Genomic DNA, 22,317 nt, shown 5'->3' on the forward strand with positions numbered 1-22,317 from the left:
TTTGATTTGTTATCCTCTTTTTTTGCCAAAAAACAAGAGCTTAGCTAGCAGAACGTTGATCTTGATTTTTATAATATTGAGACTCTGTTCGTTTAAAACTCTCAAAACTTGTAAAACCACTAGCTAAAATAAGATCTACCTCTGATTCTTTGGATAAATCAGTAGACTTTTTTAATTCCAAGTATTCGTTGTAGCGATACTTATTGATAAACTGAGAAAAATTCATTTTATACGTTGTATTAATAAAAGAAGATAAATACGTTCGATTCGTCATGAGATCAGTTAAAAGATCCGTAATTTTTAGCTGTGGATTCAAGTAAGGTTTGTGCTTTTTGAGATAATGCTCAAACTCAGCTTTGTTAATAGGGGCTTCTTTTTTATGATCAAATGTTTTTTTATCTTCTATGATATCCTCATAAACAAGGGTGAAATTTTGGCTAAAAATGTTGTAGCATAAACTAATGCTGAAAAACATAAATAAAAAATTAGGGATAAGTTGACCAAAGATTAAACTGTGTTTGATATCGGGTAGAGCATAAAAAAATATGGGCCCTGGATACAGAAGAAAAACCAGAATAAAAATGGCATATAACCATCGTAAAGACTTGCGGCTTTCATCTGATGAATAGTGGCTAATATTCCTTCTATATCGAACTAATCGATAAAGTGCAAATCCCAAATAAAAAGTATTGAACATCATTTTAGCAAGAATTCTTCCGTTATCAAAAAAGAACATATTCTTCAGGTCATTTTCTGAGCTTGCAGGGGAGTCTAAAGGGAATATAATTTCAGCATATATAAAATAAAAGAGCCCAACTAAAAAACAAACAAGATAATGTTGATACTTGAATAGCTCATCCTTTTTCAATCTTGAAAGTTTAAAAATAATATGATAGAATAACACAGGAAGCAACAAGGCTAATTGAAAATTCACGCCTCTAAACCCTTTGTATAGTTTGAAATCAAAAACATAAAATAACAAGGTTGTATTGTATGAAATGCTAATGAAATAAAAGATAATCAATAACGTAGATAGTCTTTTAGAAAAAAAATCTAGACGGCTATAGATTAATTTTAATGCGATTAAAACTAAACAAAATAGGGCTGAAAATATAGATGCTGAAAATGATAATACTAAAAAAAGATAGTCAAAATTCATGGTTTTTGATTTTTTTGTTCGAAACTCTGTTTGGCTCTTAGGTAATGACGTAAATTCGAAAATCCCGCCATTAGGACTAAGTCTTCTAAAGGCAGTTCTCCTTTAGTTTTGTGTAATTCTTCAACTTCTTTGATTCTCCATTGATTGATATATTGACTTACATTTGAATGAAAGGTAACATTCACAAATTTTGAGATATAAGAGCGATTAACCCCAAACAGTTTGACCAAATCATCTAGTTTAAAATCTTTATTTAAATAGGGCTTTTTAGTTGAAAAATAGACAAGAAAATCGTGTTGAGAGAGTAAACCACTTGCTCCAATTTCTTGCGCATAGTAAGAAGCATTGACCGATACATTTTCAACTAACCCCTTGTTGTCTACCGATATAATTTGTCCGGATGACACTAGAATATTAGTCTTATATTCTGCTTTTATTTTCTCCAAAATGTCTTTTTGCAAAATATTAAATACCATGACAAGTTGTTGAATGGCGATGAGAAGCACAATGAACGTATCAAGAAGAACGATTCGATGATGATTAAAGATAAAGAGCACAGAAAATAGTGTCTTCAAGATCAATAAGGCTGATACCCAACTAAATCTGATTTTCTTAAATTGCATTTTGTACTTTTTCTCGCTTGTATGTATAAAGTCTAATCCAACAAAGTGTAGTATAATACATCATATTTAGCGAAGTGTAGATATATAAATATTGATAGAAGAAGGCACTAATACTAAAACCTGCAGTTGTATCAAGCGTATATAGAACATAAACTAAAATAGAAGCCATGATAAAGATGGCAACTGTAATCTTATAGTAAAAAGAATTAAAAAGTGCTTTCGTTGGAACGATATAACAGATAAAATGATAAAATACGACCTGGGTTAAGTGAATCAATAAAAAGAAAAACGGAACCAGTACTAACATTCCTTTGTTGTTTTCTATTGAAATGTTGGTAATGAACCACAGTAAAGTCATTAAAATATAATAACTACCTAGTGTTTGTCTAATTTTATTCTTTGTTATAGATAGGCTTTTAGGAAATACTACAATAAATATAATTCCACAGGTCATGGATGAAATTAAGGGAATGGAAATCAATATATATTTATAGAGATCTAGGGCTGTTAATTGATTGATCATGAGCGTTGATTTAGTTAGGTAATAGCATATGAAATGCTTTCAAAAGATAATTTACATCTAGTGAATTGGTTTTGGCAGAAAGTGAAAATCCTAGTGATTGAATAGGTTTGAGCTTGTATTATCTATCTTTAAAAAAGCCTTTGCATAAAAATGTTTCTAAAATATTCTTGGTATTTACAAGTATAACTTTAGAACCATCCACTTCTAGTTTAACAACATCAGTTGCAAGATTCAGGGCCACTACTTTGGTGTAAACAAACCCTCTATCTTTTATAATTAAGATGTAGTTTTCCCCAATAGTAAGGTTGATAGGGTCGACTCTTTTACAGAAAGTGAAAAGGAGTTTACTTTTTAGTTCTATTTTACTTTCTGTTGTAATCTGGATGATGATATCAAAATCTACATTTGCTGGAAAAGAAGCACTAGGTAACAGGGCCGTATTTTTAAAAGTGGGATCAAAATAATAATCCCAATAATTATTAATATATAAGATAGGAACCTGTACCTGATGCTCATCAGGCTTATTTTTTGGATAGTTATCTAAAAACAAATCATTCAAATCAATATCATGTTTGATGCAGATACCTAATATATGATGATAGGGGATTGAATCTCTCATTATCCAAGAAGATAAAGTATTGGGTTTTACACCAATAAAGTTGGCAAGTTCATAGCTTCTTTTTATTCCTAAATGAAGTTTAAGTTTATTTAATAGATCAGCTGGGGTTGTTAATTCAACTTTTTTCATTTTTTACAAATTTTATTTTTCTAGTTCGTACTGAATAAAACACGTTTCAATACTCTTTTTTGAGTTTAAGCGTAAAAGAAGGAGCAGATGATTGCAGTTCATCTCATATTCTAGAAGGGATATTGATACTTCTTATTTGATTATCCTTGGTTAACTAAGAGCGTTTTAATTTGCCCTCATTTAGTTTATAATCCCTCTTATTATTTACGCATATTGAGATTATTACGGTTTTACAAGGCAAAGAAATTGATGATTTGTCAAAATGAATTTGTAATAGGTAAAAAAGTATGGACGATTCTTGTATTTATCTTTTTAATTTGTAAAAAAATGGAAAAAAGATAAAATGTATGTTTTATCTTTTTTGTAAGTTATTTATTATCAGCTTGTTATTTGTTTTATCATTTTTTATATCAAAAATAAAGCATACGGTGTTCTTTGTGAGGAGGGATGAAATAGACGCGTTTTTATTTTTAGGTCGTTACTATTTTTAGATGTATTTTCTTTTGAATATTCACGTTTGGAAAGAAAAATGGACATACAATCAGGGAAAGTATGTCCATTTTTTTTCGGTAAACTAAGTAGCATTGAGTGTAAGGGGTTTTATCTAAATAATGAAATCCTATGCCTCTTCAAGTTTATTGTTTCCTTTCTCAAGAAGAAAGGGAAAGAACTATTCATTCTTTTTGTTGTGATTCTGTTGTGTCCTTTTGAAACTATCATAGCTTCGGAATCCACTGGCAAGTATCAAATCTTCTTCAGTTAAGTCATTATCAGTATTAGATTTTCTTAATTCTATATATTCATTATACCTGCATTGATTGATAAATTGAGAAAAATTCATGCTATAGGTCGTATTGATAAAGGAAGATAAATAGGTTCTATTGGTTAGTAAATCTCGCATTAGATCCGTAATTTTTAATTGAGGATCTAAGTACGGTTTTTTTGTTTGGATAAATGCCTCAAAAGTCGTTTTGTCAATTGGCGTTTCTTTATTCTTTTTATTGTCTATTTCCTGGTCATCTTCTGTAATATCCTCATAGACTAACGTAAAGTTTTGACTAAAAATATTATAGCAAAGACTGATATTAAAAAACATGAAAAGGAAATTGGGAATGAGCTGCCCATACAAGAGACTATTTTTCATATCAGGAAGCGAATAAAATAGTATAGGTCCTGGAAATAAGAGTAAAGCAATAATAAAAATATGGTATAGCCACTTCAAGGAGTCTTGACTTTCATCGGATGAATAATGGATAATATGTTTTCTGTATTGTAAAAGTCGTTGAAAAGCAAGTAGTAAGTAGACGCTATTGAAAACAATGCGTGCTAGAATTCGCCCATCATTGAAAAACAGGGAGTTCTTGAGTTCTTCTTTTGGAAAGGATAAGGCCGTTTGATCCATTAAAAATTCAGCATAAACGAAATAAAATCCTCCTACCAAAAGACAAACAATATAATGCGTATACTTGAATCGCTCTTCTTTTTTTAATCGGGTAAGTTTAAAAACGATGTGGTAGAATAGGACTGGAATCAATAAAACAGATTGAAAATTCAAGGCTTTAAACCACCAAAAGAGCGGAAGATTAAAAACATATAAAAAGATGGTAATATAGAAAGTAATACTGACAAGATAAAAACAAAGCAGAACAAGAGATAATCTTTTGATAAAGAAATCTAATGGATTCAATGCTAGTTTTAACGCAATTAAAACGAAGCAAAATAAGGCCGAGAATAGTGAGGCAGAGAATGAAACTGTCGCAAATAAATATTCGAAATCCATAGATTTTAAGGTTTAATTCGTTTTTTTTCTTGTTCAAAACGTTCTTTAGCTCTTAGGTAATGGCGGTAGTTTGAAAACCCAGCCTGAAGAATAATTTCTTCAATTTCATGCGTAGGGTGAGCCTTCTTTAATTCTTCTACCTCTTTTAATCGATATGAATTAATAAATTGACTTAGATTAGAATTGAAGGTAATATTGATAAATTTAGAAACATAGGTTCGATTTAAACCGAAATGAGTCACCAAATCATCTAACTTATATTGCTTATTTAGATAAGGTTTTTCCTTCGTAAAGTACGCTAAAAAGTCTTGTTCCGTTAATAAGCTGGAAGTTTCTAGGTTTGTTTTAGCCGTTGATTCAACTAAGGTAACATTTTCAATAATCCCTTGATGATCAACTGAAACAATCTGTCCAGAAGGAAGCATAACATTGGTCTTGTTTTCTAATTTAGGTTTTTTCTCCAATATTGCGTTGTAAAATATTATAGGTAAGGATGATATGTTGTATGGCAATGATGAATACTAAGATGAGGTAAACGGAAAATACCCTATGATTGTTGAAAATAAATAAAATTAAAAAAAGCACTTTCAAAAGGAGGAGATAATGGATCCAATTCAAGCTTAATGGGCTTTGTTTTGAATGAGATTGTTCGAGATGAGCTTTGTATACTCGAAACAAGCAAAGTCCTGTATAACACAGCATATTTAATGTAGCATATACATAGAGGTATTCAAAGAAAAAGTAATTTAAGTCAAGTGTATTAAAACCAGTTGTTCGATGTAAGATATAAACTAAGGCACCTGTCATGATAAAAATAATACCAGCTATCTTATAATGAAGCGTATTAAATTTGTCTTTAGTAGGGACAAGGTGACAGAAGAAATGATAAAAGACAACGTGTGTAAGTTGTATAAGTAAGAATAAAAAGGGAATAAAATAGAGTTTATGATGACCATAATCAAGAGCAATATTTACAGTTAACCATAAGACAATCATAAGTAAATAATAACCCCCAAGGGTTTGTCTAATCTTATTTTCCCTAATAGACAGACTTTTGTGAAAAATCACAAGAAATATAATGCCACAAGTCATGGCAGATATCATGGGGATTGATATTAGTATATTTTTAAAAAGACCCATTGTTTAAATAGGATTAATCAATTAATTTACTTCGAATTTAATGATTAACTATCTTTTTATAAAATAAAATAGAAGAATTTTAACGCGTTGTTTTATATTTTTTTTCTTGTTTCATTTTGGGGTATACAAGGTGTCTGGTATCAAGGAAGTTAAAGATATAAAAGAACAGGCTAATTTCGTTCTAGATCCGACTCCTACTTGAATGAAACTTGGAGAGATAGTAGGTAACTCTCCAAGTTTTGGAAAAAAAATTGCTGTAAACTAAACAATGTAAAAGTAGCGATGTTAAAACATCCTTTTACATGTCTAAAATGTAACTCATACTATTCACTTCTTCAATAGCATTCGTTGAGTACAAATAAACAGCTGATTATTTTTAAATGGGTTTTAAAGTGTACAAAAAATGGATTGATAGTTTATACTTCGTTTTAAAAGGTAAAAATAGAATTGTAAATACTTGGTATAGTTTTGATTGTTAATAAGATATGCTTTAAAAAAGAAGTATTGATGATTTAACTGTAGTGCCTTTATTTGAGCTGTTGGAATTATAATGTAGGGGATTCTTCTAATTTTTTAAAAAAGAATGGGAGTTAAAGTTTAAAATGGGTACTGATATATCGGAAGTATTGTACCCTTGCCAATTTTAAGAAACTAGAACAATAAAATTTATTACGAATTTACCTTGGAATTGTATCATTTATTCTGAATTGCGTCTAAACCTAATCAATTTTGTACCATCTAAAATTAGAAAAGAAAGAGTATGAAAAGAATAGTAGGATTGACTCAGTTTTTTATTTACACCTTTATAGGTATTGGGTATGCTCAGATTGGGATTAATACTCCTAAGCCAGATTTATCTGCAGCTTTAGATATTGTTTCAGATAATCAAGGGTTTTTACCTCCCAGAATAGCATTGAAAAGTACCAATGATACGGAAACCATTTTGAAACCAGCTCCTGGATTATTGATTTATAATACGGCGTTAGTTGCAAAGGATAAAGAATCTGTAAGTCCTGGATATTATTACTACACTGGAGGACAATGGGCCAAATTGGCTGATGCATCAAATGGATGGGATACACAAGGAAACTATGGAATCGGTGGGCAAAATAGTTTTATCGGTACGTTAGATGATAGTGATCTTGTATTTAAAAGAAACAATATAGCAGTTGGACTCATTGGTGCGACGAATTATGCGCTTGGACATGAATCATTACTTAAATTAACAACAGGTCACAATAATATTGGAATTGGTTTGATTGCACTAGCCAAAAATAAAACAGGCTCATTCAATACCGCTGTTGGTAGTGGTGCGTTATCACAAAATTTAGCCTCCTTTAATACTGCAGTTGGAAGCTATGCTCTAGCGCGTACAGAGAGTGGAGAGGGGAATACAGCAGTTGGGAGAGGGTCTTCAGAAAATGTGGATAGAGGGAAGTATAATACGACGATGGGGTATAACGCACAACAATATGGTTTTACAGCAAGTTATAATACTTTAATTGGTAGTTATGCTGGGTATCAAAATCGCGCTGGAGTCCATAATACTGCTTTGGGATTTGAAGCACTTTACAATAGTAGTGATAGTTATAATACGGCTATTGGTAAAGGGGCGCTGTATAACCTAAAACCAACTTATCCTAATACGGGAAATCTTAATGTTGCTTTAGGGTTCCAAGCAGGAGATAATTTAATTTCGGGGGGATCTAATATTTTCATTGGTGCTAATGCGAAGGCGATGGACCCAACTGGGGCCAATCAATTAAATATCGGAAATAGTATATATGGTATCAATATTAATGCAGGAAATAACGCTAGAATTGGAATTAATACTTCAGAACCGAATGAATCCGCTATTCTCGATTTAAGTAGTACAAATCGCGGGTTTTTACCTCCTCGAATTGAACTAAAAGGAGTAGACGATCAAACAACAATAGAAAATCCAGCGCAAGGATTATTGGTGTACAATCCTGCCAACGTTGAAACTCAAACGCTAAAGGCTGGTTACTATTATTTTACTGGTCAACAATGGGAGGTATTTAATACAGGAACTTTAATAAAAGAGCAGTTTTATGCACCCGCACTTGTTTTGCCTACAATGAAAGACAACCTTTCTACATCTTCAGTAGATGATATCTTCTATGATGTCAATAGTCAGTTTTTTACGGTGAAATTATATGCTATTTATCAAAAGCAATTTGGTATGGTAGGTGATGTAGATGGTCCTACTAGATCTGCTGTGAAAAGCAATCCTACAGGTGTGTTGACAACATATAGCATGTCAGAATTGGATTATTTCGTCACTTATTTTGATCATACCGTATTTGATCCTAATTCCGTAAAAATTGATGCAAATGGAGTATTGACTTATAAGATTATTCCAGAAGGTGAGATCTCCGAGAAAACATATATGAATATTGTGTTTAAAGTAAAATAAATAGCAAATAGGCTTTTTTTTTAAAATTAAAAGGAAGAAAATGAATAGGTATAAAATAGTAGTCTTTTGTTTAATTTGTATCCTAAGTTCAGTATCTACTTTTGGAGCAAGTTACTATTGGGTGGGAGGATCGGGAGATTGGTCTGATATCAATCACTGGCGAACAAGTTCTGGTGGAACAGCAATACCAGGTGTAATTCCCGGACCTAGCGATGATGTATTCTTTGATGATAATGCTGGTTTTTCCAGTTCAAATTATACCATAACGTTGAATGTAGCTGCTAATTGTCGCAATATTACTGTTGCAGGTACAAGGAAGGCACCAAGAATTAGTGGTAGCGCTAGTTTAAATATATATGGATCGTCTGTTTGGCAGTCGGGAATGAGTATAACTACGTCCATTTATTATCAAGATGCTGGACAGGCGAAAACGATAACGAGTAATGGGGTTGTATTGACAACGGATGTGTATCTGAATGAAACAACTGCTGTTGCACTAAGCGATGATTTTAGTACTACTACGCTTTATGTTAATGCAGGAGTTTTTGATACCAAGAATCACCGAATGGATATCGGTTCTTTATTGATGAATGAAGGAACAGCACCAAGAGAGCTGATTCTAGGAAATTCGGAAGTCTATATTGGAAAAGATTTTTATGATGGTGTTTTTGTTATCCTTCATTCAGGTACTTCTACTATTTATATGGAAAAAATTGGGGCTAATTTTATAGGAAGTCCTGGTCATCAGTATAATCATGTCTTTTTTCAAAAGAGTGGAGCAACGATTTCTGGAGGTACCGCAACGGATAATTTGACTTTTAATCGCGTTGATTTTTTAGAGGGTTCTAGTTCAATAAAAGGAGAAAACACTTTTAAAGAATTATTTTTTGCACCAGGAGTAGGGGGTAGTATCGAATCAGGAGCAACACAAACGATTACGCATGCTTTGATTGCCAAATCAGATTGTAGTGCTATACCTACATTTGCAACAACTAATAATACAACAGGTTTCATATCGATGCCATCATCAGCTCTTGTAGATGTATCTGCTGTGAAACTTCAAAATATCACCGCAATAGGTGGAGCTATTTTTAATGCCGTTAATGCAATCGACTTTATTGGAAATACAGGCTGGACCTTTACGTATGAAAGTACCTCAACGATCTATTGGGTAGGAGGAAGTGGTAATTGGGGAGATAAAAATCATTGGTCTTTCACTTCAGGTGGACCTGGTGGTGCTTGTATACCAACTATTGGTACGAATGTGATTTTTGATGAAAATTCTAGATTTACGACTACATCAAACAAAGTATATATAAGTACGGTTGCTTATTGCAACAATATCACTTTTTCGGGTGCTGAGGTTGCTCCCAATTTAGAAGCTAATGCAGATTTAAATATTTACGGCTCCTCTGTCTGGCAAACTGGTATGACAATTAGTATGAGCGTGATGAATACGTTAACTTATAGAAGTACAGGACAACCCAAGACGTTGACAAGCCATGGAGTTAAACTTCAAATAGGGAAGGTTAACTTTGACGGAACCGATTCTTTTTCTTTACTAGACGATTTTAATATGGATGGTGTAGTATCCATTCTGTCAGGTACTTGGAATACCAATGGACATCGTGTTGATATTAACAATTTAGTTTTAAATCGCAGTACAGCACCGAAAACCCTTCAATTAGGAAATTCGGAGTTGTATATTAAAAGTGGCTTTTATGATAGTCCTTACGCAACCATAGATGCAGGGACCTCTCATATTTATTTAATAGAAAAAAATGCTTATTTCACAGGGTACCAAGGACATCGTTATTACAATCTAACGTTTTTAAATCCAGATTCCACTAGTGTAAAATTACAGGGCACAGCAGAGGAACATGCTTATTTTAATACAGTAACGTTTAAAGGAGGAGGATATATTAGTTCTAGTTCCACTATAAGAGATTTAATGCTAACTCCAGGTAAAACGTATTATTTCTATGCTCAAGCTTTAGTCGTTACGAATACGTTGGAGGCCACTGCTGAATGCGATCAATCCATTGAACTACAAGGAGGGAGTTTGAACACACTATATTTACCTCCAGCTGCTAATGTAAAGGTCTCAAATGCAATTCTTACTAATGTTAATGCAAGTGGAGGAGAATATTTAGCAGTGAATTCTGTTGATAATGGAGGAAATACAGGATGGATATTCTCAGATGCACCTTTTGATTTATATTGGGTTGGGGGAGCTGGTGATTGGAATGATACCAATCATTGGGCTTTTACCTCTGGTGGAATAGGCGGAGCTTGCGCCCCTGGGTTGAGCTCAAATGTATTTTTTGATGCTAATTCTGGTTTTACACCTGAGTCTAAAACCATAACAATCAAAGAACATGCAGTTTGTCGTGATATCACCTTTGCAGGTAGTGAAGTTGCCCCATCCTTACTAGCTTTACCAGGTTATATTCTGCTAGATGTTTATGGTTCATCGGTATGGCAGAGAGGAATGAGTATAGATTTGAATTACTTGTATTATAAAAATTTGAATCAACCTAAAACAATTACGAGTAATGGTGTTCACATCAATACCACCAATAACGTGACAATCGAAGAGCGCTCTTCTGTTTCGCTACTAGATGATTTAGATATTACTACTGATTTAAAGATTAATGCTGGTGTTTTTAATACGAATGATTTTCCTGTTGTCGTTGGACGAGATTTTTATGCAGGTGATAATTTCGGAATTAGTAAAGTAACAGTGAATCTCGGTAGTTCCAAATTGTATATGAAAGGAAAGTTTTATCATAGTAAGACATGTATAATAAATGCGGGCACTTCACATATTTATATGGAAGGCGGGGGATGGTTTTATGGTTACTCGAATGGGAACTATTATGATGTAACTTTTCTGGATGAAGGAGGTAGGCTTGACATTAAGGGATCTAGTCCGAATGGGAATGATTATAAAGCTACATTTAATCGGGTAACATTTAAAAAAGATGGTATGATTGGAGCTGGATATTGTACTTTTAATGAATTAGCTTTTACAGCGGGCTATAAGTACAATCTAGGTAATCGATTACAACATACAGTAAAAAGTAAATTCACAGCTTTGGCTGATTGTAAGGAAGCAATTCAATTCACAGCGTCTAATAGTGCAATTTTAGCTATGCCTGCTACGGCGACAGTAGAGGTTTCTAATGTTGTTATATCCAATATTCAAGCAACGGGAGGTGCTGCGTTTACTGCTGTAAATTCCAGTGATAATGGAGGCAATAGTGGATGGAATTTTACGAGTGATACGATAGATTTGTTTTGGGTCGGTGGTTCAGGGGATTGGAATGATCGCAATCATTGGTCTTTTACCTCTGGGGGTGAAGGAGGCGACTGCGTGCCTTCATTTAATTCAAATGTATTTTTTGATGAGCAGTCAGGCTTTACAAGTGATGCGGATACCATCTCGTTGAGTAGTGATGCCTTTTGTAATAATATCCAATTTGAAGGTACTGTAGTTGCTCCAAAATTAACACCCAACACCTCAATGATTCATTTAAACATTTATGGTTCATCTACCTGGCAAGCAGGTATGACAGTACATACTTCTGTTTTTTTTCAGAACTCAAATAAGCCAAAAACAATTAAAAGTAATGGAGTTTCTATACAAGGAAATGTGAGATTGTATGAGCATACTTCAGTTACTTTTTTAGATGATTTTGCAGCTGAATATTTAGCTCTACATGCAGGACAGCTCAATACCGCAAATAATAAAGTAAAACTTGTTACGGCGTTGTATGCTTATGGCTATGGTAATGGGAGACCCATTCTTAATTTGGGACATTCAGAAATTTATGTTGGAAATAGTTTTGATGTTTCTAATAACAGTGTGACCCTATTAGAACATACCTCAACTATTTATCTTAGTGATGGGAATGCACAATTTAAAGGAGGCGAAAAGCAATATAATAAGGTGGTTTTTACCAATACTACTGATGCGCTATCAATGGCAATTATAGGCTCAACTCAAGCTAATCCAACACGTTTTAATCAGGTAGAATTTTATGGAGGTGGTAGTTTAGCTGGATATAATGTAATGAAAGATTTATTCCTCGCTCCTGGTAAAAGGTACACCATTGAGGCAAATGCTACTCAGACCGTCACAGGTTCGTTACAAGCCCAAGCCCAATGTCAAAAACAAATCTATATCCTATCATCTGATATTTTTCAAATGGCTTATTTATCCATGCCAGCGGAGGCTGAAGTGCATGTTTCCAATGTTTATCTATCTAGTATTTCAGCTATAGGGGGAGCGGAATTTAAAGCGATTAATTCAGAAGACGGAAGAGGAAATGAAGGATGGAGTTTTGTTACCCGTCCATTTGACTTGTTTTGGGTAGGGGGAGATGGCAATTGGGGAGATCGAAATCACTGGTCCTTTACTTCAGGTGGGGCAGGTGGTGCATGTGTACCTTCATCTAATAGTAATGTTTTTTTTGATGAAAATTCAGGCGCATCTCTAATAATTATTGATAACCTTGTTGCTAACTGTCGAGATATTTCTTTTTCTGGTCCCTTGGCACCTGTGGTACGAAGCTATACTACAACTGCAACAAATAATTATGGTTTAAGAATTTATGGATCTTCGGTATGGCAAAGAGGTATGGTGCTGAATGTGAATTATATAAACTACAGCAATACAGGAAGACCCAAAACGATTACGAGTAATGGTGTGAAGACAGGAAGAAATGCGGCAAGTGTCACTTTTTATGAAACTACATCAATCTCATTGGTTGACGATTTTATTTTCCCTGCTTATCTGTACATCAACGCTGGTACTTTTAACTCTAATAATTTTCAAATCAAAGGGGGCTATTTTTATGTAATTAATACTCCGGATGTAGCTAGAACAATCAATTTAGGCCGTTCAGATCTATATTTATCTAATGCTTTTTATGCAGGAATAGAAACGGTAACTGTCCATGCAGGTGAATCACACATCCATTTGACAGGTTCGTCAAATTCACTTACTGCTTATGTAGGACAAGAGTACGGAGATGTAACTTTTGAAGCATCGATTGCTACAAATGCAGCAATAACTACTTCTGGAACATCCGATGAATACGCAGGTTTCTTTAATCGAGTGGAATTTAAAGGTGGTATAGGAAGTTTAAAAGGAAACCATATTTTTAAGGAATTGATTTTTCCTACACAAGGTACCTTTACACTTCAAGCAGGAGACATGCAAATGGTTGAAAGCAAGTTGATCATGTCTGGAAATGTTTGTGATTTATTATCGATCAAAAGTAGTGAAACAGGAAAACGAGCAAAATTAATGTTAAAAGAGGGCCGTAATGCGTTCAATTTTGTTTTCATGAGAGATATAGATGCGCGCGGTGGACTTGAATTAGTTTTTGGTGATAAAAGTACAGTCGCAAGTCAAAACAACCTGAATATCTCCTATGAAACATATAACCCCGGAGCATTTGATGGTTTTAAAAATGTACATTCTTGCTTTTTTGTGCATTCAGATCAGCCGGAGCATTATATACTGAGTGGAGATGGGTTTTATGGAAATCAGTCAACCCAGTATAGTTGGACAAAAGTAGAGGATCCGAATTTTAATACCGTAATTGGAACGGAATCCTCCATTGATATTCGAGGTTTTGGTTATGGAACGTATCAACTAGAAGTAAAGTATAGAGAAGGATGTTCCCTTATAGGGAGATATACGGTAGAAAAAGGAACGGATGAGGTTCGTGTTGGTACAGAATCTCAAACCGTAACAATATGTGAAAAGAAAGTCAATACATTAGATGACCTGAATGTAATAGGAGAAGATATAAAATGGTATGCAACAGCAGATGGAACAGTGTCTTTTACTAATACAACCATTCAAAATGGAGAAACTTACTATGTAACCCAAACTAGAGATGGATGTGAAAGTTTACGCGTTCCTGTAACCATTAGAATTAAGGATTGTTCAGCTATTTATATCAATCCCAATATAAGAATGCGTACTAAAAAATAAGGGTATAAGGTCTTGATCATCGTATTCTAGTTTGTTTTTTTATACTTTTTTGAGCCCTAACAGCCGTGTGAATTCTCTTTTTTTTTTAATCCTTTTTCAAGAAGTACCCGATCGTTTTTGGTTGGGTGCTTCTATTTATGGTGTTCCTAACCAAAAGGTAAAATATATTTTTTACGAATTTACACGTGATTTTTATCTTTTTTCCTGCTAAAAACACAGACTTAGTCAACTTTGCATACTAAATAGTAGAAAAGAAGTTATGAGAAAAATACAATACATAGTTCAATTTTTAGCGTATCTATTTCTCGTTAGTAGCTATGCTCAAATCGGGATTAACACCCCTATGCCAGATTTATCTGCTGCGTTGGACATTACGGCTACTGATAAAGGTTTTTTACCACCGAGAATCGCCTTAAAAGGAATAAAAGATACTACAACCATTGCAAAACCTGCATCGGGCTTGTTCATTTACAATATAGCAACAACAACGAATGGGCAAGAGGCTGTAACTCCAGGATATTACTATTTTTCAGGTGCGACGACATGGGTTAGAATTGGAGATACGGGAAATACGTGGAGTACACAAGGTAATTTGGGTATTAATGCTAGTAATCAATTTATCGGTACACTAGATGATGCGGATCTTGTTTTTAAGCGAAATAAAGTAAACATGGGGTTTCTGGCATCTGAAAATATAGCCTTGGGGCGTGAGGCACTTATGGTTTTAACAACAGGGAGATATAATGTTGGCCTTGGATTTTCTACCTTGACTAAAAATACAACCGGTTCATTCAATACCGCGGTAGGAAATGGAACTTTAAGCCAAAACCTAACGTCTTATAATACGGCTATTGGTAATAATGCATTATCGAATCTTTCTTCAGGTGATGCGAATACAGCTGTAGGAAATGGTGCGGCTCAAAATTCGAGAAATGGCCGAATGAATACTACCATGGGGCATAATGCCTATTATAATGGATTTGCAGGCGGACATAATACCATGTTGGGCAGTTATGCCGGATTTAATAATTATTATGGCAACTACAATACTGTAGTAGGAGCAGAAGCGATGTACAACAATCAACACGGAAACTACAATGCTGTTTTAGGAAAAGGGGCTTTGTATCAACTAAAGCCATCAGCAGCCAATCAAGGAGATGCTAATGTGGCGGTAGGAAACGATGCTGGACTTAATTTAACTAAGGGAAATCAAAATATTTTTCTCGGTGCTCAAACGGTAGCTAGTGACCCAACAGGAGACAATCAATTGAATATCGGAAATAGCATCTATGGGGTAGATATCAATAGAGGCAATACGGCAAGGATTGGAGTTAATACGGCTCAACCGGATGTGTCTGCTGTTTTAGATTTGAAAAGCACAAATCGCGGGTTTTTACCTCCTCGAATTGCGCTAAAAGGAACGGATGATCAAGTGACAATAAAAACACCTGCGCAAGGATTATTGATTTACAATACTGCACAAGTAGAGAAAGGGGGACTTTCTGTTTCGGCAGGATACTATTATTTCGACGGACTTCTTTGGGTTCCTTTTCGTTCAGAACAACAAGGGTGGGGAACGAGAGGAAATTCGGATACTGATGCAGAACAGGATTTCATGGGTACAGTTGACAATCAGGATGTCGTATTTAAAAGAGGCAATATAAGAGCGGGATTATTGAGTTCGGCTAATACCTATAACACCTCTTTTGGAGTTAATACGTATAAGGGAACACCTAAGGGAAGTTATATAGGGCGATGGAATACCGCTATTGGGTATGGTGCTTTATCCGGAAACAATGATGCCGGACTAGTGACGGGGCATGATAATACTGCAGTAGGAGCAAATAGTTTAAGTATAAACAACAAGGGGCAAAACAATACCGCTGTTGGTTCAGAAGTGTTGAAATCCAATATGACGGGTAATGATAATACCGCCCTTGGTTTTCAGGCGATGATTTCCAACCGCATTGGAGAGGAAAATGTGGCTGTTGGCCGAAGTGCTTTAAGTGGAAATAGCGAGGGAAGCCAAAATACTGCCGTGGGGTTTCACGCATTGAATCAAAATATTTCAGGGAAGTTTAATACCGCAGTTGGGTATTTGTCAGGAGTAGAAAATGGCTTTGGAATTTTACACAATACAACAGCAATCGGAAGTCAGGCTAAAGTATACCGTTCCAATGTTATTCGCTTGGGAAATAAAGAAATTACCACTATTTACGGCCAAGTGCCTTTTGCGAGTGTTGCTGATGCGCGATCCATGCGCGAAAGTAAGCCCTTGGATTTAGGGTTGAATTTCATCAAACAATTAAAACCTGTAGAATATACCCGATCCACCCCTACAACGGGGAAAAAAGAATGGGGAGTCATCGCGCAAGAGGTACAAGGAACTTTAGACACAATGGGGTATACCCATGCTGCACTCATCGAATCTGAAGGAAGCTCTGAGCAACTCTTGCTCCTGCGATACAGTGAGTTAATAGCACCCATGATTAAAGCTATTCAAGAGCTCTCGGAAGAAAATAAACAATTAACGAGACGATTGAAAGCTTTAGAAACACAACCTTGATTCTTTAGTCGTACATGGGGTGATTTTTGTTGCAAGGAGTTAGACTATTCTTAAAAAAAAGAGGGGGAGAATGTAAATTTACATTGTTTGCTGTAGGCATAAAAATAGCGCTAAAGTATTTTAACTTTAGCGCTATTTATACTTCTAAAAGATAGGGATTATCTTTTATTCTTCCGCATGTAAACCTATTTTATTTCCTTCACTATCTAAAATCATCGCGATATAGCCTACAGGGCCAAATAGCTGTTTGGGCTCTATAATTTGACCTCCAGCAGCTTCTACCTTATCGAGTACAAGTTGAATACTTGGGCTCGCATTGAGGTAGACAATTGTTCCGTGTTGAGAAGGTAGTGTAGTGGATTTTGCTAATACTCCCGTTACTCTTCCAGATGTAGCTTGAACAACGGTTGGATTAAAAGGAAAGAAAACACCTTCATTAGCTCCATCCCCTTGTTTGACCATGTCTATAGCCAAAATGGTTTCATAGAATTGTTGTGCTCGATCAAGATCTGTAACTGGAATTTCAAACCAAGTCAGTACATTGGTTTGTGAGTCAATTTTTTTTAGTTTCTGCATGTTGAATCATTTTTCAACAAAATAACACCATAGCAAGTAGATATACCTGTGACTAATGTCACATAATTCTGCGTTTTCTTATACGACTTAATGTTTCTCTTTTTACACCTAAAAAAGAAGCAAGCTGAGAAAGAGGGACTCGTTTTAAAAGCTCGGGTTTGGTCCTTTCTAAGTAAGCTAATCGCTCTTCAGTGGAATACAATTGGAAAACAGTAGATAATTCTTCTTGCTTGATGGCATACAAACGAATACAACATCTTCCTAGGGCTTCAATGGCTAAGGAATGTTTGGCAATGTTAAACAATTTTTCTTTATCAAAAATGATTACGGTTAAGGGCTCAGTAGCAATAATATTAAAATTTGATTTTTGACCTGAGCCGAAACTACTGAGGTTGGTTGCTATTTCATCTTCAAAGTAAAAGAAGGTGTTTTTAATTTCCCCATCGATTTCATAATAGCTTTTGCATGAACCACTTTCAATATAAAATAAAGAATTACATACTTCTTCTTCTTTTAATAAGAATTCATTTTTCTTAAATACCTTTTTACTTAATGCAGGTTGAAGTAATTCCCAGTTTTCAGCAGTAAAGGGAGTTAGTGAACGAATGAAAGTTAAAACCTTAAGCATGGGGGTGTTTTTATTAGATAGAAACAAATGTCTTTTATTTATTTTACTAATCAAGCGTTTGCTTTCTCTTTTTTAAAATAAGTTCCATTTCCTGATGTATAGAGGAGATTCAAATCGTGATTCAACAATTCAGTATAGTATTGTTTTATACCTTTTATTCGTGGATATATAGGAAAAATAATAAAAGACCTAATTATCTTTGTTAGTAAGAACAAGTAAATAAATAATTGATTTACTTGTTAGAATCCTTTTTTGAAAGAATAAAGTCATATTCGGTATTAGATAAATAGTGGGGACTACTAATAATGAAATTTCGTTTTCAGTATTAGCAAAAAATCTTAAAAACACGCTGGCTCTATAGCATCAAAAAAGGAAACAACAAACAATTATTTTTTATTCCTGCTGTTAGATATACAATCAAACAGCAAACAAGTAGCTCAAAAGGCGCTCTTTTTTTAAAGAGTGCTTTTTGCATTCCTAAGGGATGTTAAGGATAGGTATAGGAAGGAAAACGCTGTGTGTGGATTGTGGAAAAAAGAAGGGTGATTTTTTGTATTCACAGAAAAATCACCCAGTCTGTTTAGTATTCTAGTAAAAGCGAGAAAAATTATTCTGCCTTTAGTGTTGCAAGTACTTCACCCTTTTCATTTTTAAGTAGTAAAGTAGTTGCTTTAATTTCAAAAGAGGTACTATTAGTTAGTACTTCAATAAACTTTTGTTCGATTTCAAGGTTTGGACATGCCATTTGTGTAGAAGCTATTTGTTTAATAGTAAGTGTATTATTCTTACTTTCATAGCTTGCTCCAAAACCATTACATCCCAAATTTCCATTTACACTGTGATCTGGATTAAACGTTAATTGAGGCTCCTTAGGAAAATCTTTATCTAATGTGATAGCCTGGTTGTTTACTTCCGTTAATTTCCACACCGTTCCTACAAGTGCAGCGTTGGTAGCAGCAACTTGTTCTGTTGTCGTTTGATCTTGTGGTGTAGCTGTTTCTTTTTTACTGTTACAAGACACAGTAGCGATTGCTAAAGCAACGATTAAAGTGATTTTTTTCATATTTTTTTTACTAATGTACATATAATCGAGATTATTTAAGAATTATATGTGTTATTTTGACTGCAAAATTCATAAAAAAACACCTAGCCAAACAATATATATATGCGAATTTTTATTACATATTATAAATGAGGGTAGGAAGGCTTTTTCTGTCTGTATTTAAAATTTTGTTATAATATTCTTTTTATTATGCTAATTGTTTTGTATTATTACTATTGTTTTTGTGTTATTGTTGTAGTTTTGTAATTTATAATCCGAATGGATGAATAGCGCTTCATCAGCTGCTTGTTTTAATAGGTTAGGTAAGAGACAATTAGAGGTTTTGAATATGGATAAATTAATAGTAGAAGAATTTCACCATAGTGCGAATACTAGTTTATATATTAATTGTAGGAATCTTCATGAGTTAATAGAAGAGCGAACAGATACTATTTTTAGCCCGCATAAATTAAACTTCTTTTGTATTCAGTTGTATGTACATGGAGCGGGAACCTATACGGTCGATTTTAATCCCATAGAGATTCGTGCAAAACATGTGTTAGTAATCGCCAAAAATCAAATGGGGCAATTTATCAAACCCGTAGACTATGAGGCTAAAGTGCTCATATTTACGGAAGATTTTTTCTGTATTGATGAACTTCATTTTCAATTTTTTTATAGCACAAACCTCTTTACGTTAGCGGAGCGCTTGGCACTTTTAGATGTGAGTGAACATTTCGATGAATTAGTGATACTGTTTGATTTGATTCGAAGTGAGTTAGATAAAAAGAATTATTTAAAGAAGCGACAAGTTCTCAATAATTACCTCTTTAATATTCTGTTGCTCCTGGAAGAATGCATCGACCAGATGGAGTTAGAAAAGCTGACAATCTGCAATGAAAGATACATTGTATCTACATTTAAAGCCTTAGTGAATAAAAAATTGGACAAGAGCATGAGCGTAAAAGACTATGCTGCTGAGCTCAACTTAAATGTTAGAACCATCCAATATGCTTTTAAACATGTAGAAAACAGAACGCCTTATGATTGGATTTGTGAGCGAATTGTAATGGAAATCAAGCGATGCCTACTCTATAAGAACATAACAGTTAATGAGATCTCCATTTTCTTAGGATTTAAAGAACCCAATCACTTAACGGTATTTTTTAAAAAACAAACGGGAATAACGCCCATTAAGTTTAAGCATAATTTCAAAAATTAGTTTTGATATCTTGTAGAGCTAAGGGATATTTTCACGGGAATATGTACAGGCAATTCTTCCAAATTTTGTTTTTAAAAATTTAAAAAAATGACGCCTTATTTTTAAAAGTACACTTCTTCTTTCCGTACTTAAAGAGATGAAAAAGGCACCATTCACCTTGTATATTCTTTTTTTAATACTGGGTTCATCCTGTGTTCATTCTGCGTTCATCTACCTTTTCATTATCCAAATAATCGTAATGATTCCCTAACAATTCAATAACCTTAAATTCTAGGTGTAAAATCAATTATTTCACTCCTTTACTAAACCAAACTTCTGATTAGTTTTGAGTGAACAAGAATTAAATAAGCGCCGATGTATTCAGTATCTCACTAGAGAACATACTGAAGAAGAACGAATTACCTTCGAAATAGATTTGCTTTTTGATGAAGAGCTAAAAAGCACCTATGAAACGTACTGTTTGTTGTGGAAAGCTTATCCGACCAATGGTGAAATTTGGCAAGAAGCCAAACAGCAATCAAAAAGAAAAAAACAGGTGAACACTTGGTATATCCGAGTAGCTTGTACGATTTTGGTGCTGATTGGCAGTTTTATGATGACGTATTTGCTGGTTCAACCTACTGTGAATCCAGCGCATTCCGAATACCGTATCTACACTAATTTACCAGGGGTGCGTAAACAAGTAACCTTAGAAGACGGGAGCGTTGTTGTGCTTAATGGACAAGCGCGTTTGCAATACACGCAAAATGATTCTATGCGCTTAGCTTGGCTAGAAGGGGAAGCCTTTTTTGATGTAGTCAAAAATGTAAACAAGAAATTCCTAGTCAAACACGAAGATTTAGAAATTGAAGTAGTGGGGACTCAATTCAGCGTCAATACCCTCGGGCAAGAAAAACGAGTAGCCTTGCTTTCAGGAAAAGTATTGGCCAAATTAGGCAACGGCGAACAACTATACCTCAAACCCAATGAGCAATTAGTGTGGAATACAAGCTTAGGGGAAGTCAAGCGATTCAAAACTAACGCAGAACAGCAAATGAGTTGGCGCAATGAAAAGCTCATCTTTGACAACACCCCTTTAGCACAAGCTTTAACTCAAATCAATCAATTTTACGGGGTCACTTTTGTGATTCAAGATCCTGTTTTTGCACAAAAGCGAATCACAGGAGTATTTGATCAAGTAACCCTAGATGAATTTATACAAGCACTCGCTTTTGTGGCCAACTGCACCATCACCTTAAACAATACCAACTATTTAATCGAACCTTATGCCCAATATCCTCTATCAAAAAAGCAGCCCTAGGCCAGAAGATGATCTGGTGTTGTTTCAAGAAATAGCTCAGGGAAATAGACTCGCTTTTGAACGGTTTTATGTCAAGTATTACCAGTATTTATGCCGTTTTGCCTTGAGTTATGAAAAAGACCTATACCTCGTTGAAGAAAAAGTATCGGATGTTTTTTACTATATCTGGCAGAAGAAAGAAGAGTTAAGTAAGATTGAAAATCCCAAGGTTTATGTTTTTACGATGACCAAGAATATGCTGTTTCAACAGAAGAAAATCACCAGAAAAACAATGCTAGACTTGGAATTTGAAAGCGTAGAACACAAGCATTATGTCTCCACCATTGAAGACGATATCATACAGTCTGAACAAGAGGCCGACTTGCGACAAGCACTCTTGCGTATTATAGATAAGATTCCGCCTAAATCAAGACGCATCTTTGAGATGAGTCGAATTGACGGATTGAAATACCAACAGATTGCAGACATTTTAGATCTATCCGTTAAGACAATTGAAAGTCACATGCACATTGCTCTGAAGACGATCGCCCTAGCACTAACCCCAAACAAATAAAACTAAATAA

The 22,317-nt window shown here is 34.5% G+C and carries 16 protein-coding genes; 6 read left to right on the plus strand and 10 right to left on the minus strand.

Features of this window, described 5'->3' with window-relative positions:
* Positions 1-40: 40 nt before the first annotated feature.
* From M2306_RS03775 to M2306_RS03805, 7 genes are all read right to left on the minus strand, one after another.
* Complete coding sequence (locus tag M2306_RS03775; RefSeq protein ID WP_259188047.1) at positions 41-475, minus strand: hypothetical protein; 435 nt, start codon at positions 473-475, stop codon at positions 41-43.
* A gap of 680 nt (positions 476-1,155) precedes the next feature.
* Positions 1,156-1,782: a helix-turn-helix domain-containing protein gene (locus M2306_RS03780; protein WP_498882763.1), complete on the minus strand. Its 627-nt coding sequence runs from the start codon at positions 1,780-1,782 to the stop codon at positions 1,156-1,158.
* On the minus strand, positions 1,772-2,305 hold the full coding sequence (locus M2306_RS03785; RefSeq protein WP_498882764.1) for a hypothetical protein: 534 nt from the start codon (positions 2,303-2,305) through the stop codon (positions 1,772-1,774). The genes M2306_RS03780 and M2306_RS03785 overlap by 11 nt, the downstream gene beginning before the upstream one ends.
* 118 nt (positions 2,306-2,423) lie before the next feature.
* Positions 2,424-3,053 carry a helix-turn-helix domain-containing protein gene (locus tag M2306_RS03790; RefSeq protein ID WP_115090597.1) on the minus strand — a complete coding sequence of 210 codons (630 nt, stop codon included), beginning with the start codon at positions 3,051-3,053 and terminating at the stop codon, positions 2,424-2,426.
* Positions 3,054-3,723: 670 nt separating this feature from the next.
* Complete coding sequence (locus tag M2306_RS03795) at positions 3,724-4,833, minus strand: hypothetical protein (protein ID WP_259188049.1); 1,110 nt, start codon at positions 4,831-4,833, stop codon at positions 3,724-3,726.
* A 5-nt stretch (positions 4,834-4,838) separates the two neighbouring features.
* Positions 4,839-5,297 carry a helix-turn-helix domain-containing protein gene (locus M2306_RS03800; RefSeq protein WP_498882765.1) on the minus strand — a complete coding sequence of 153 codons (459 nt, stop codon included), beginning with the start codon at positions 5,295-5,297 and terminating at the stop codon, positions 4,839-4,841.
* A complete protein-coding gene (locus tag M2306_RS03805; protein WP_498882766.1) occupies positions 5,281-5,829 on the minus strand; it encodes a hypothetical protein in 549 nt (182 codons plus the stop codon). Before M2306_RS03805 ends, M2306_RS03800 begins: the two co-directional genes overlap by 17 nt.
* A gap of 904 nt (positions 5,830-6,733) precedes the next feature.
* On the opposite strand from M2306_RS03805, the gene M2306_RS03810 reads away from it, so the two are divergent.
* The 3 genes from M2306_RS03810 (at position 6,734) to M2306_RS03820 (ending at position 16,986) form a co-directional block, all read left to right on the plus strand.
* Positions 6,734-8,410 (plus strand): phage tail-like protein, encoded by a 1,677-nt coding sequence (locus M2306_RS03810; protein WP_259188051.1) that lies wholly within the window; start codon positions 6,734-6,736, stop codon positions 8,408-8,410.
* 40 nt (positions 8,411-8,450) lie between these two features.
* Complete coding sequence (locus M2306_RS03815; protein WP_259188052.1) at positions 8,451-14,420, plus strand: Ig-like domain-containing protein; 5,970 nt, start codon at positions 8,451-8,453, stop codon at positions 14,418-14,420.
* A gap of 259 nt (positions 14,421-14,679) precedes the next feature.
* Complete coding sequence (locus M2306_RS03820) at positions 14,680-16,986, plus strand: phage tail-like protein (protein WP_259188053.1); 2,307 nt, start codon at positions 14,680-14,682, stop codon at positions 16,984-16,986.
* 165 nt (positions 16,987-17,151) lie between these two features.
* Here M2306_RS03820 and M2306_RS03825 read toward each other — a convergent pair whose 3' ends face one another.
* From M2306_RS03825 to M2306_RS03835, 3 genes are all read right to left on the minus strand, one after another.
* Positions 17,152-17,562, minus strand: coding sequence for a VOC family protein (locus M2306_RS03825; RefSeq protein WP_115090592.1), 411 nt, complete (start codon positions 17,560-17,562; stop codon positions 17,152-17,154).
* Between the two features lie 58 nt (positions 17,563-17,620).
* Positions 17,621-18,244, minus strand: coding sequence for a Crp/Fnr family transcriptional regulator (locus tag M2306_RS03830; RefSeq protein ID WP_498882767.1), 624 nt, complete (start codon positions 18,242-18,244; stop codon positions 17,621-17,623).
* A gap of 553 nt (positions 18,245-18,797) precedes the next feature.
* Positions 18,798-19,253 (minus strand): META domain-containing protein, encoded by a 456-nt coding sequence (locus M2306_RS03835; protein ID WP_259188055.1) that lies wholly within the window; start codon positions 19,251-19,253, stop codon positions 18,798-18,800.
* 328 nt (positions 19,254-19,581) lie between these two features.
* On the opposite strand from M2306_RS03835, the gene M2306_RS03840 reads away from it, so the two are divergent.
* From M2306_RS03840 to M2306_RS03850, 3 genes are all read left to right on the plus strand, one after another.
* The gene (locus tag M2306_RS03840; protein ID WP_259188057.1) at positions 19,582-20,454 is read left to right on the plus strand and encodes an AraC family transcriptional regulator; all 873 of its coding nucleotides are present in this window, start codon (positions 19,582-19,584) and stop codon (positions 20,452-20,454) included.
* Positions 20,455-20,779: 325 nt separating this feature from the next.
* Positions 20,780-21,754, plus strand: coding sequence for a FecR family protein (locus M2306_RS03845; RefSeq protein WP_259188059.1), 975 nt, complete (start codon positions 20,780-20,782; stop codon positions 21,752-21,754).
* Entirely contained in the window at positions 21,720-22,307 is a 588-nt protein-coding gene (locus M2306_RS03850) for a sigma-70 family RNA polymerase sigma factor (RefSeq protein ID WP_498882768.1), read from the plus strand. The genes M2306_RS03845 and M2306_RS03850 overlap by 35 nt, the downstream gene beginning before the upstream one ends.
* Positions 22,308-22,317 lie beyond the last annotated feature (10 nt).

Source organism: Myroides gitamensis, from assembly GCF_029894455.1.
Taxonomy (GTDB): Bacteria; Bacteroidota; Bacteroidia; order Flavobacteriales; family Flavobacteriaceae; genus Flavobacterium; species Flavobacterium odoratum.